The sequence below is a fragment of the Collinsella sp. CLA-ER-H8 genome, from assembly GCF_040092335.1.
GTDB lineage: Bacteria > Actinomycetota > Coriobacteriia > Coriobacteriales > Coriobacteriaceae > Collinsella.
Map to the genome: position 1 here is coordinate 139,184 of NZ_JBBNLU010000001.1, position 12,754 is coordinate 151,937.

General features: G+C 59.9%; 9 protein-coding genes. All 9 read right to left on the reverse strand.

Features of this window, described 5'->3' with window-relative positions; translation table 11 throughout:
- Positions 1-73: 73 nt before the first annotated feature.
- The 9 genes from xerD to arcA (AAAX72_RS00670) all read right to left on the reverse strand — a co-directional run bounded on the left by xerD (position 74) and on the right by arcA (AAAX72_RS00670) (position 12,596).
- Entirely contained in the window at positions 74-1,015 is a 942-nt protein-coding gene (xerD, locus tag AAAX72_RS00630) for a site-specific tyrosine recombinase XerD (protein WP_349128553.1), read from the reverse strand.
- A gap of 2 nt (positions 1,016-1,017) precedes the next feature.
- Entirely contained in the window at positions 1,018-2,679 is a 1,662-nt protein-coding gene (locus tag AAAX72_RS00635) for a CTP synthase (RefSeq protein ID WP_055286060.1), read from the reverse strand.
- A 178-nt stretch (positions 2,680-2,857) separates the two neighbouring features.
- Positions 2,858-3,196, reverse strand: coding sequence for a hypothetical protein (locus tag AAAX72_RS00640; RefSeq protein WP_040358312.1), 339 nt, complete (start codon positions 3,194-3,196; stop codon positions 2,858-2,860).
- A gap of 256 nt (positions 3,197-3,452) precedes the next feature.
- Positions 3,453-4,934 carry a DUF1846 domain-containing protein gene (locus tag AAAX72_RS00645; protein ID WP_006234276.1) on the reverse strand — a complete coding sequence of 494 codons (1,482 nt, stop codon included), beginning with the start codon at positions 4,932-4,934 and terminating at the stop codon, positions 3,453-3,455.
- Positions 4,935-5,538: 604 nt separating this feature from the next.
- Positions 5,539-7,017 (reverse strand): YfcC family protein, encoded by a 1,479-nt coding sequence (locus AAAX72_RS00650; RefSeq protein WP_349128554.1) that lies wholly within the window; start codon positions 7,015-7,017, stop codon positions 5,539-5,541.
- A 147-nt stretch (positions 7,018-7,164) separates the two neighbouring features.
- A complete protein-coding gene (gene argF / locus AAAX72_RS00655; protein ID WP_349128556.1) occupies positions 7,165-8,160 on the reverse strand; it encodes an ornithine carbamoyltransferase in 996 nt (331 codons plus the stop codon).
- Positions 8,161-8,265: 105 nt separating this feature from the next.
- A complete protein-coding gene (arcA, locus tag AAAX72_RS00660; protein ID WP_055309804.1) occupies positions 8,266-9,507 on the reverse strand; it encodes an arginine deiminase in 1,242 nt (413 codons plus the stop codon).
- Positions 9,508-10,080: 573 nt separating this feature from the next.
- Positions 10,081-11,205, reverse strand: a complete 1,125-nt coding sequence (locus tag AAAX72_RS00665; RefSeq protein ID WP_349128558.1) for an aminotransferase — start codon at positions 11,203-11,205, stop codon at positions 10,081-10,083.
- Between the two features lie 149 nt (positions 11,206-11,354).
- Positions 11,355-12,596 carry an arginine deiminase gene (arcA, locus tag AAAX72_RS00670; RefSeq protein WP_055309804.1) on the reverse strand — a complete coding sequence of 414 codons (1,242 nt, stop codon included), beginning with the start codon at positions 12,594-12,596 and terminating at the stop codon, positions 11,355-11,357.
- Positions 12,597-12,754: the final 158 nt, after the last annotated feature.

Sequence of the window (12,754 nt, forward strand, 5' to 3'; positions counted from 1 at the left end):
CGCGCAAAAGTGCGTCTCAGCAATCTGGGGCCCGTCCCCTTTAATATTTATAAATATGCAGGTCAGCGAGGTGCTAGCGATGTGCCAGCGGATGCGCCGCCAGATAGACCTCGGTCAGTTGCGTGCGGTCGACATGCGTGTAGACCTGCGTGGTCGAGATATCGGCATGGCCCAAAATCTCCTGCAGCACACGCAAGTCGGCACCGCCCGCGAGCATGTGGGTGGCAAAGGAGTGGCGCAAGGTATGGGGATGGAGCCCCACCAGCCCCACCTGGCGCCCATACCGCTCGCATATCGCATGCACGGCCTGGCGCGACAGGCGACGTCCGTTCTTATTTAAAAAGACCGCCGAGGTCTCCGTCCCGTGAGCATGGGCGGCCAGGAGAGTGCGCCCATCACCTATATAGTGTGTCAGGGCACGCGCCGCGCTTCCCACCAACGGGGCCAGACGCTCCTTGGAGCCCTTACCGCGCACCAGGACAAACCCGTCATCGATATGGATATCGCCCACATCGAGCCCAACCAGCTCACTCACGCGCAAGCCACAACCGTAAAGCACTTCCAAGATGGCATGATCGCGCAGTCCCATCTCGCCTTCGGGAAAGTCTTGATCGAGCAGCGCCGAGACATCCTCCACCGATAGATACTCCGGCAAACGCTCAGCCTTTTTAGGCAGGCGCAACGCCGCCGTTGGATTTTGGGCCACAGCCCCATCGCGCACCAAAAAGGCATGTAGGCCCTTCACGGCCGCAAGCGCACGCTCCACCGAGGCATCGGAATAGCCCCCATCGCGACGGTCGGCGACAAAGCCCTCCACGACCTGACGGGTCACCTCTTCAAAAGACACAATACCCGCCCGCTCCAGATAGGCGCAGTACGTCGTCAGGTCACGACGATAGGCCGCAATCGTGTTGCGCGCCAAACCCCGCTCGACCGCGAGGTAATCGAGATACTCCCCCGCCGCCACGGCGAGCGACGAGGGAGTAGCTTCGGTATGTTCCTTATTCGCCGGCACCCTTAGTCCGTAGCGAGGTTCATGGGCGTCACCTGCAGACGGTCGACACCCTCGTGCTGGCCGATCGAAGCGCGCACGAACTCGCGGAACAGCGGCTGCGGGTTGGTCGGGCGGCTCTTGAACTCGGGATGAGCCTGGGTTGCCACATACCACGGATGCACGTCGCGCGGCAGCTCGACCATCTCGACCAGGCGCTCGTCGGGCGACAGACCCGAGATAACCAAGCCGGCGTCCTCGAGCTGGTCACGGAAGGCGTTGTTGAACTCAAAGCGATGACGGTGACGCTCGTAGACGAGCTCCTCGCCATATGCCTCGCGAGCAAGGGTATCGGCGGCGAGCTTGCACGGATAGGCGCCCAGGCGCATGGTGCCGCCCTTCTCGGTCACGTCCTCCTGCGAGCTCATCAGATCGATGACGCTAAACGGGCCGTCCGGATCGAACTCGGAGGAGCTGGCGCCGGCAAGGCCGACGACGTTGCGGGCGAACTCGCACACGGCCACCTGCATACCCAGGCAAATGCCCAGATACGGAATCTTGTGCTCACGGGCAAACTCGGCCGCGAGGATCTTGCCCTCCAGGGCGCGCTTGCCAAAGCCGCCGGGGACCAGGATGCCCGAGGCGTCGCCCAGAACCTCGGAGACATTCTGCTCGTCGAGGCTCTCGCCGTCGACCAGCTGGACGTCCACATGGCGATCGTAGAAGACGCCCGCATGGTGCAGGGCCTCGATAACCGACAGGTACGCATCGGGCAGCTGCGTGTACTTGCCCACGACGGCGATCTTCACCTTGTCGGCGTGATGGTTGGCGTGATTCTGTTTGCGCAGGAACTCATTCCACTCGCTCATGTCGCGCTCACGCGGGTCCAGACCCAGGCGCTCGCAAATGCGCAGGTCAAAGTCCTGCTCGGCAAGCAGCTGCGGAACATCGTAAATGCTCGCGCAGTCCTCGTTGGTAAAGACACAATCGGTGTCGACGTCGCAGAAGCTTGCGATCTTTCCGCGGATAGCGTCATCGATATGGTGGTCGGAGCGCAGCACGATGATATCGGGCTGGATGCCAAAGCTGCGGAGCTCCTTGACGGAATGCTGCGTGGGCTTGGTCTTGACCTCGTGGGCGGCGGCGATATAGGGAACGAGCGACACGTGGATGTAGCAGACGTTCTCGGGGCCGGCCTCCTTGCGGTACTGACGGATGGCCTCGACAAACGGTTGGGACTCGATGTCGCCGATCGTGCCGCCCAGCTCGGTGATGACTACATCGGAGCCGGTCTGCTCCTCGATGCGGCGGAACTTGTCCTTAATGGCATTGGTGACGTGAGGAATCACCTGCACGGTACCGCCCAAAAAGTCGCCGCGACGCTCGCGGGCGATCAAGCTCTTATAGATGGCGCCGGTCGTAAAGTTGGAATCGCGGGTCAGGTTCTCATCAATAAAGCGCTCGTAATGACCCAGGTCCAGGTCGGACTCGTAACCATCCTCGGTAACGAAGACCTCACCATGCTGGAAGGGGCTCATGGTACCGGGGTCGACGTTCAGATACGGGTCGGCCTTCTGCATCGTTACTTTGTAGCCACGCGACTTGAGCAGACGGCCCAGCGAGGCCGCGGTGATACCCTTGCCCAGGGACGAAACCACGCCACCGGTTACGAACACATGCTTGGTCATATTGAGTTACCTGCGCTTCCCGTAGAAGTTGTTTATCCACATCTTACGGGTCTTCATTGTAATACTCGCGCCGCGGACCGTTCGCAATTTTTCTTGCGTGCGATTGCATTTCTCAATCTTGAAACAAAACGCCGCCCGGTTTCCCAGGCGGCGTCGCTATGGCAAGGGTTACATGCTGCTATCGATCAGCAACCTCGTCCTCAAGCATTTCTTGAACGAGCATGCCGGTACGGACGCCCTCAAGATACCACTCGCCACGTTCGGTGAGGCAAATGCCATTTGCAAGCTGACCGCCGTCGTCGCTATAACGCGAGACGACATCAATCATGCCTTCGGAATCCAAGCGATCGATTGCGGCGCGGGCACGATACGGCGAAACCCCCACGCGCTCGGCAAGCGTTTTGCGCGAGAAACCATACGGCCCGCCATTGTCTTCGGTTTGCTGGTCGATCTCCATCAACACCAGCACCTCGACACGCTTCATATCGTTGACACTCGCACGACCCTTGCCCGCCATAGCAGCCTCCTCAAACCGAGCACGAGCATCTAACGCGCCGTGCGCGACCGACACACCTCACGATGGCAGGTAATATCCATCATGCGGCATCCCGCTAAGGATGAAACAGTTACGGTTATTGTATACCGCTCAAATTGTTTCTAGGCAGGTAAACGGCTATTTTTCGCCGAAATAGGCGCTTTATTGATCAAAAAGCCGTACCGGGCGCTAACCCGATACGGCCAAAATGCAATGCAATTACCGCGGTGCTTCAAACTTAGCGGTGGAAGAAACCGCGGCGCTCAAACTTGGGCTCGCAGCACACGTTGATACCCAGTTTGCGCAGCACCGTCTCGTCAGTCGGCGAGATAATCACGCTAAAGAAGGCATCGCAACCGCGCAGCTGCTCCAGGCCCGAAAGGACGCGAGCGGCCGTCTCACTCGTGGCCGAGGTGATCGACAGCGCCATAAGCGTCTCGTCGGTGTGGAGGCGCGGGTTTTTGCTGCCCAGGAAATGCGTCTTGAGCTTGCTGATGGGCTCGATCGCTTCATCGCTAATGACCTCGAGCTCAAGGTCGACGCCCGAGACATGCTTAAGTGCATTCATGATGAGCGAGCTCGCAGCGCCCAGGCGCGTGGAAGTCTTGCCGGTCACCACGGAGCCATCGGGCATAACCATGGCACCCACGGGACCACCCGTCAGCTGCTCCCTGGTGAGGGCCGCCGAGCGCGCCGGTGAGTAGTTCTTATCGATGCCGGCTTTCTTCATAATGATCTTGAGACGGTCGACTTGCTCATCGCCCACGCCGGTACGGCGCACATTTTCGACCGCGGTAAAGTAGCGGCGGACGATCTCCATCTTGGAAGCGTCGCGGCAGGCATCGTCATCGGTGATGGCAAAGCCGACCATATTGACGCCCATGTCCGTAGGACTCTGGTAGGGGCTCTTGCCCAGGATCTTTTCCATCAGAGCACGGACCACCGGGAAGGCCTCGACGTCGCGGTTGTAGTTGACCGTGGTCTTGTTATAGGCCTCAAGGTGGAAGGAGTCGATGATATTGGCATCGTCGAGGTCCGCCGTGGCCGCCTCGTAGGCGATGTTGACCGGATGCGTGAGGGGAAGGTTCCAGACCGGGAAGGTCTCGAACTTGGCATAGCCGGCGGCCGTGCCATGCTTGTGCTCGTGATAGAGCTGAGACAGGCAGGTGGCAAGCTTGCCCGAGCCAGGACCGGGGGCAGTGACCACGACGAGCGGTCGGGTGGTCTCGACAAACTCATTCTTGCCGTAGCCATCGTCGGACACGATCAGATCGACATCGTGCGGATACCCCTCGATGGGATAGTGCAGCTTGGCGGGAATACCAAGCGCGTTCAGGCGGTTGCGGAACACATCGGCAGCAGGCTGGCCGGCGTACTGGGTGATGACCACAGCCGCGACAGCAAAGCCGTTGCCGCGGAACAGGTCAACCAGGCGCAGCACATCCTCGTCATAGGTAATGCCGAGGTCACCACGAGCCTTGTTTTTCTCGATGTGGTTCGCGTTGATCGCGATGATAACCTCGACATCGTCGGCGATGCTCTTGAGCATGCGGAACTTGCTGTCCGGTTCAAAACCCGGCAGCACGCGGCTCGCATGATAGTCATCGAACAGCTTACCGCCAAACTCCAAATAGAGCTTGCCACCAAACTGCGAGATGCGCTCCTTAATGTGAGCAGCCTGCAGCTCGATATACTTCGCGTTGTCGAAACCCTGGCGCATATATGGCTCCCGTCCCGTTTCCATTTAATGTTCTAGGCGATTATAACGGAGCAGACCCTCCCCAACGCCCAAGCAATCAACTGGCACCAACCAAACACGCCATCGATAAGTTGCGGTGAAATAGTTCCCGTTTAACCCCTCAAGACGGCCAAACAGGAACTATTCCACCGCAACTTCCCCTTTTGGCGCAAAGTAATCTGACCCCTTTGCACCAACAGCAGAAACGTTGCGGGCAGAGAACGGACAGCGAACAGGCACCAGAGCGAGCAAGCTGTCCCCCTGCAGCAACAATGGCAGCGCCGCAGGTGGGGCAAAAGTCAGCGAAAGCCCGCCAGAGCGAGCAAGGTGACGTGAAAGAGGAGGGCATAGGCCTTTTGGCCATGCCCGACGATTGAACGTCAGATTGCCGCTCTGGCGGGCTTGCAGCGTCGAGTGGTTCCGGCGTTTGGTAAAACGCCGGAACACAAGAGCGCCCCCTCCCGCGCACGGAACGGAAGGGGGCTAAAGGTAGGAGTCTACCGGTGGGTTTACCCCACCGGACAGACGATGACCAGGTGATCCTCTACAGGATCGTCAAGGTTTCCGTGGGGTACCCGTTGGGTACTTAGATCAACACGCAGGCGACGGTCAGGATGATGGCGCAGACGACAGAGAGCGCGACGATGAGCTTAAGGGCAAACTTGAGCCAGGTCGTCCACTCGATCTTGGCCAGGGCGAGACCGCCCATGATGGCGCCGGAGGTCGGGGTGAACAGGTTCACGACACCGATGGCGGCGGAGAAGATCATGACCATGACCTCAGGCGAGAAGCCGAGCTTAACAGCCAACGGTCCCATGATGGGCATGGAGACGGTGGCCATACCGGAGGTCGAGGGGATCAGGAAGGACAGGCCGAAGTAGACCAGGAAGCTCATGGGAGCGAAGATCACGCCGGACAGGCCAGCCAGAGCATTGGCGGCAGCGTCGAGGACGAAGACGTCGAGGCCGGTGTTAGCCATGAGGACGGAGATACCACGGGCGAGGGCGATGACGAGAACAACGGACATCATGTCGGCAGCGCCGGTGATAAAGGTGTTAACGATCTGCTTCTCGGACAGGCCACCGATGATACCGATCAGGACGGCCATAAGGAAGAACCAGGTGGAAGCCTCGTCGAAGTACCACTGGCCAATGGGCAGGCCGGTGATCAGGGCAGACCAGCCCTGGACGACGGCGTTACCGTCGGCGTCGTAGACAGCGCCAGCGTCGAAGAAGTTAGCGACGCCCTCGTTGAGGTCGGCCAGCGGAATGAAGCCGACGATCATGACGACGAAGGTGAAGGCGAAGGCAATCAGAACACCCTTCTGACGACCGGTGAGCTTGACCTCCTTGTGGACCTCGGAAGCAGCCTTGCCGTGAGCCTCTTCGGCGTCCTTGAGCTCCTGCATCGACAGGATGGTGGAACCCTTGTCAGCCTTGACCTTCTTGGCGTAGCTCATCACGAAGAAGATGGACATAGCGGTAGTGGCAATCCACAGGACGGCACCGAGGCCGATGATGATGGACTGGTTGACCTCAATGCCAACGCCGGTCAGAGCGTCGACGGCAGCGCCGACGGCGAACGGGTTAACCGTGGAGCCCAGGCATCCGCAGCCAGCGCCGAGCAGGACGGTAGCGGCACCGACCATGGGGTCGAAGCCAGCGGCCATCATGGTAGCGGCGAGCAGGGCGTAGAAGGGAACGGTCTCCTCGCACATACCATAGGTGGTACCACCGAGGGAGAAGATGAGCATCAGCACGGGAATGAGCATAATCTCGTTGCCCTTAAGCTTCTGCACCAGAACGGCGATGCCGTTGTCCAGGGCGCCGGTCTCGGTCATCATACCGAGGAAGCCGCCCAGGATCATAACGAAGAGACAGACGGGCAGAGCGTCAGCGAAGCCCTTAATCGGGGCGGTGCAGAAATCGCTCAGACGGGCGGCAGTAACCGCGCCGCCGGACGTGCCGGAGACGATAACGGTAATCACTGCGACAATTGCCAGCAGAGCAAGAAGAATGGTGAACGATGAAGGCATACCGCGCTTTTTCTTAGCGGTCTCAGTCATAGTTCTCATCCCCCCTTCATAAATCATTTACTGATCTCGCCAGAAGCGGCTCTTCCGTGCCGTGCCTGCCGCTTGATGCGAGATTATTACCAGATAAAACTGCTCGGGGTGTGCAGCAATACACCCCGAGCGAGATGCTAGATGCTCTTACTTGAGCGTGGCGTACATGACAGCCTTGATGGTGTGCATGCGGTTCTCGGCCTCGTCGAAGACCTTGGAAGCGGGGCTCTCGAAGACCTCGTCGGTGACCTCCTGCTCGGTGATGCCGAACTGCTCGCACTTCTCGGCGCCAATGGTGGTGTTGGTGTCGTGGAAGCTGGGCAGGCAGTGCAGGAAGATGGCACCCGGGTTGGCCATAGCCATGACCTCGGAGGTGACACGATACAGGGTGAGCTGAGCGATGCGCTCGGCCCAGACCTCGTCGGGCTCGCCCATGGAGACCCACACGTCGGTGTAGATAACGTCGGCACCGGTGACGCCGTCCTTGACGTCGGTGGTCAGCTTGATGGTGCAACCGTTGGCCTCGGCGATGGGCTTGCAGGCCTCGATGACGTCGTCGGCGGGCATGCACTCCTCGGGGCCGCAGGCCACGAAGTTCATGCCGAGCTTGGAGCAGACGACCATGAGGGAGCGAGCGACGTTGTTCTTGCAGTCGCCCATGAAGACGAGGGTCTTGCCCTTGATGTCGTAGTTGAAGTTCTCCTGGACGGTCAGGATATCGGCGAGCATCTGGGTGGGATGCCACTCAGTGGTCAGGCCGTTCCACACGGGCACGCCGGACTTAGCAGCGAGCTCCTCGACGTCGTCCTGGGCAAAGCCACGGAACTCGATGCCGTCATACATGCGGCCGAGAACACGGGCAGTGTCCTCGATGGACTCCTTCTTGCCCATCTGCGACGAACCCGGATCGAGGTAGGTGACGCCCATGCCCAGATCCATGCCGCCGACCTCGAAGGCGCAGCGGGTACGAGTGGAGGTCTTCTGGAAGAGCAGAACGATATTCTTGCCCTCGAGATAGCGGTGCGGAACGCCAGCGCGCTTCATATCCTTGAAGTTCTTGGAGAGCTTGAGCAGGTACTCGATCTCCTCGGTGGTGAGGTCGAGAAGCTTGAGGAAGCTACGGCCGGAGAGGTTAACACCCATGGTTCGATTCCTTTCGAAGAAATGAATTACGTAAGTATTAGTGTTGCCCGTTTAACGGGCGAAGCCGGTGCGGTTGTAGGGGGACCGCACCGGAAACGGAAAGACTTAGAGGTCCTCGCGCCAGAAGGGCATGCTCATGCAGCGCGGGCCGCCGCGGCCGCGGGAGAGCTCGGCGGAGGGCACGACGAGAAGGTCCAGGCCCTCCTTGTACAGCACGTCGTTGGTGACGGTGTTGCGGGCGTAGACGCAGATCTTGCCGGGCTCGACGCACAGGGTGTTGGAGCCGTCGTTCCACTGCTCGCGGGAGGCCGCGATCGGGTCGCCGCCGCCGCAGGGGATCAGCTTGACCTGGTCGACGCCGGTGGCGTCCTCCAGGACGTGCTCGAGGGTGTCCTCGATCAGGCGGATGTTCACGTCGCCCGGGTTCTTGCCGGCGGTCAGCTCGTAGACGCGCAGGGTGCCCATGATGGCGGGGTGGATCGTGAACTTATCGACGTCGATCTGGGTGAAGACCGTGTCGAGGTGCATGAAGGCGCGCGAGACCGGGATATCGAAGGCCAGGATGCGCTCGACCTTGGAGTCGGAGTTCCAGAAGATGTTCTGGGCCATGACGTCGATCGCGGCGGCCTGGGTGCGCTGGGAGATGCCGACGGCGAGGGTCTTCTCGTTGATGTTCAGCACGTCGCCGCCCTCGGTGTGGAACTGGCAGTCGCGGCGGAAGTACAGCGAGACGTCCTTGTAGTCGGGGTGGTACTTGAAGATGTACTTGCCGTACAGGGTCTCGCGGTTGCGGGTGACCGAGTACATGCGGTTGAGGTTGACGCCCTCGCCGATGACCGCGAACGGGTCGCGGGTGAAGTAGAGGTTGGGCATCGGGTCGATGATCAGGTCGGACTCGGACTCGGAGTTGACCAGGGAGTCGAGGGTCGTGGACGCCGTGAGGGGCATGTCGATCTCGGACTTGGTCATGCCGGCCATGGTCTTCTTGACGAACTCGAGGTTGTCCTCGATGGAGTCCAGCTTCTCGCGGACGATCTGCGGCATGTGCTGGCCGCGGATGCCGGCCTCGGCGATGTACTGGTCGGTGAACTCGGCGCGGGCGCCGGGGACCTGGTCGAACACCTCGGCGACGAGGTTCTCGAGATAGAGGACCTCCACGCCCTGGTCCCTCAGGATCTGGGCGAAGGTGTCGTGCTCCTGCTGCGCGACCTCCAGGAACGGGACGTCGTCGAACAGGAGTCGCTCGAGCTCGTCGGGCGGCAGGTTGAGGAGCTCGTCGCCGGGACGGTGCAGGCAGACCTTCCTGAGCTTGCCGATCTCGGAAGGCACGTGCAGACCTTTCGTCATGGCCTCCTACCTTTCTTTCGGGCCCTTGTCAGGGCCGATTCGTTAGCGCCCCTCCGTGTGAGGCGTTATTGCTGATGACATATTTATATCCAAAATCAGCTCATACTTCCACCTTGCCCTCGAACGGTTTTTTATAGGGGGTGAACGGCATACACATATACTTCACGCATGGCACACTTCATCTTAATAAAGCGTATTTACGTGCTTAAACGCGTTTTAATCCTAAAATCAAATGGAACTAAACTTTGTTAAACCATCCTCAAATTGCATATTTCCAATAAAGTTATGAATAGAATTAGCGGTTCACACCGCGTCTCAACCATTTTCATTTTTATTCAGAAAAAAGTTTGTCCTATTCATTTCTGATAAATAAATTACCGTTTACCAGACGCTTGATACCGTTCACCGGAAACTCAGTATAAGGCCCAGCGGATACCGCCTCGCTTTACGGCCCCATTTGTAACAACTTGACTTCTCGGTATAGAAAAACGGACCCGCTTCCCCTAGGGAAACGGGTCCGTTTTCGATTATCTTCGGCTAATTTGGATAAGGCCCCCGAAGACCATCGGAATCCTAGCGATCGAACTCCGCCAGTGCCTCGCCCAAAAGCCTCAGGCCCTCGCGCAGAACGTCCTCGCTCGCGCAGTAGCCCAGGCGTGCGCCGCAGGGAAGCTCAAAACGGCTACCGGGGACCAGCAGCACTCCCCTCTCGGACAGCAGGCGCCTGCAGAACTCCTCGTCATCCTCGGGAATATCCAGCTGGATAAACGAGGTGGACACGCCCTGCGGGGCCGTCCAGGAAACGCGATGCTGCGTATCGATCCAAGCCTGCGCGATATCGCGGTTGCCAAACACGATCTTGCGATTGCGCTCGAGAATCTTATCCTTGTGCTCAAGCACATAGGTCGCCAGGGCATCGTTGAACACGCCGCCGCAGATCATGGTGTAATCGCGATAGGTACGGATGCGGTTGGACACCTCTTTGTCGGCCAGGACCCAGCCCACGCGGGCCGCAGGTGTCGAATAGGTCTTCGACAACGAGTTGGTGACAATGGCCCTCTCGTACACGTCGACCATCGACATAAAGGACTCAGTGTTTTCGAGCGGCAGATATACCTCGTCGCACAGCACGTAGGCGCCCACCGAGCGGGCGATCTCGGCAATCTGGCCGAGCATATCGGCATCGAGCACCGTACCGATGGGGTTCGATGCGTTGTTGATGCAGATGAGTCTGGTGTTGGGGCGCACCAAGCGCTTGAGTTCCTCGATATCGGGCTTCCAGCCGAGTTCCTCGCGAAGCTCCCAATACTCGACCTCGGCGCCCAGCGTGCGCGGAATCTCGTAGAGCGGCGCGTAGGTGGGCCACTCGGCGATAACATGGTCGCCGGGCTCGACCACAGCCATGATGGCGTTGAGGTTAGCGCCCGTGCAGCCATTGGTCTGCAGAATGTGATCGGGATTGACCTCCCGACGATACAGCTTGGCAACCTCGGCCTTAAACTCCGGCGAGCCCTCGATCCAGCCGTAGTTCATCTTCTCGCGGTCCAGGCGCTCGTAGAACGTGGCGCCGTCCTGTTCATCGAGCGCGCGCAGCTCGCCCATGGTGAACGACGAGATCGTCGACTGGGCGATGTCCCACGTGGCGCTCTTCTCCCAAACGTTGAGCCATTCCTCAACGCCAATCGTCTTGATGTCCATAGCCAAGCTCCTTACAAAAGCAGTCGTCCAATCGTGTTGACGTTCCTCATACAAGATTGGGGCGGTGCGAAAACCCGCACCGCCCCAATGGGAGACATCTAATGGCAGCTAGATGTATGTATTATGACCCGTACGAGTCCTTGAAGACCTTAGAGGTCCTCGCGCCAGAAGGGCATGCTCATGCAGCGCGGGCCGCCGCGGCCGCGGGAGAGCTCGGCGGAGGGCACGACGAGAAGGTCCAGGCCCTCCTTGTACAGCACGTCGTTGGTGACGGTGTTGCGGGCGTAGACGCAGATCTTGCCGGGCTCGACGCACAGGGTGTTGGAGCCGTCGTTCCACTGCTCGCGGGAGGCCGCGATCGGGTCGCCGCCGCCGCAGGGGATCAGCTTGACCTGGTCGACGCCGGTGGCGTCCTCCAGGACGTGCTCGAGGGTGTCCTCGATCAGGCGGATGTTCACGTCGCCCGGGTTCTTGCCGGCGGTCAGCTCGTAGACGCGCAGGGTGCCCATGATGGCGGGGTGGATCGTGAACTTATCGACGTCGATCTGGGTGAAGACCGTGTCGAGGTGCATGAAGGCGCGCGAGACCGGGATATCGAAGGCCAGGATGCGCTCGACCTTGGAGTCGGAGTTCCAGAAGATGTTCTGGGCCATGACGTCGATCGCGGCGGCCTGGGTGCGCTGGGAGATGCCGACGGCGAGGGTCTTCTCGTTGATGTTCAGCACGTCGCCGCCCTCGGTGTGGAACTGGCAGTCGCGGCGGAAGTACAGCGAGACGTCCTTGTAGTCGGGGTGGTACTTGAAGATGTACTTGCCGTACAGGGTCTCGCGGTTGCGGGTGACCGAGTACATGCGGTTGAGGTTGACGCCCTCGCCGATGACCGCGAACGGGTCGCGGGTGAAGTAGAGGTTGGGCATCGGGTCGATGATCAGGTCGGACTCGGACTCGGAGTTGACCAGGGAGTCGAGGGTCGTGGACGCCGTGAGGGGCATGTCGATCTCGGACTTGGTCATGCCGGCCATGGTCTTCTTGACGAACTCGAGGTTGTCCTCGATGGAGTCCAGCTTCTCGCGGACGATCTGCGGCATGTGCTGGCCGCGGATGCCGGCCTCGGCGATGTACTGGTCGGTGAACTCGGCGCGGGCGCCGGGGACCTGGTCGAACACCTCGGCGACGAGGTTCTCGAGATAGAGGACCTCCACGCCCTGGTCCCTCAGGATCTGGGCGAAGGTGTCGTGCTCCTGCTGCGCGACCTCCAGGAACGGGACGTCGTCGAACAGGAGTCGCTCGAGCTCGTCGGGCGGCAGGTTGAGGAGCTCGTCGCCGGGACGGTGCAGGCAGACCTTCCTGAGCTTGCCGATCTCGGAAGGCACGTGCAGACCTTTCGTCATGGCCTCCTACCTTTCTTTCGGGCCTTTCGGCCGAATCTCTCAGCGCCCTTCCATAGCGGACGCTGCTTGCTGACAGCTCTAGTTATATCCAAATTCCACCCGCAATTCCACCTCGCCCCCGAACGGTCAACAAAGTGCGATGAACGGTATATCGCATG

Coding starts and splice junctions, on each gene's coding strand:
- AAAX72_RS00665 (WP_349128558.1), bottom strand. CDS start 11,205: ATGGACATCAAGACGATTGGCGTTGAGGAATGGCTCAACGTTTGGGAG.
- AAAX72_RS00645 (WP_006234276.1), bottom strand. CDS start 4,934: ATGCGCCAGGGTTTCGACAACGCGAAGTATATCGAGCTGCAGGCTGCT.
- arcA (WP_055309804.1), bottom strand. CDS start 12,596: ATGACGAAAGGTCTGCACGTGCCTTCCGAGATCGGCAAGCTCAGGAAG.
- AAAX72_RS00650 (WP_349128554.1), bottom strand. CDS start 7,017: ATGACTGAGACCGCTAAGAAAAAGCGCGGTATGCCTTCATCGTTCACC.
- arcA (WP_055309804.1), bottom strand. CDS start 9,507: ATGACGAAAGGTCTGCACGTGCCTTCCGAGATCGGCAAGCTCAGGAAG.
- AAAX72_RS00635 (WP_055286060.1), bottom strand. CDS start 2,679: ATGACCAAGCATGTGTTCGTAACCGGTGGCGTGGTTTCGTCCCTGGGC.
- AAAX72_RS00640 (WP_040358312.1), bottom strand. CDS start 3,196: ATGGCGGGCAAGGGTCGTGCGAGTGTCAACGATATGAAGCGTGTCGAG.
- argF (WP_349128556.1), bottom strand. CDS start 8,160: ATGGGTGTTAACCTCTCCGGCCGTAGCTTCCTCAAGCTTCTCGACCTC.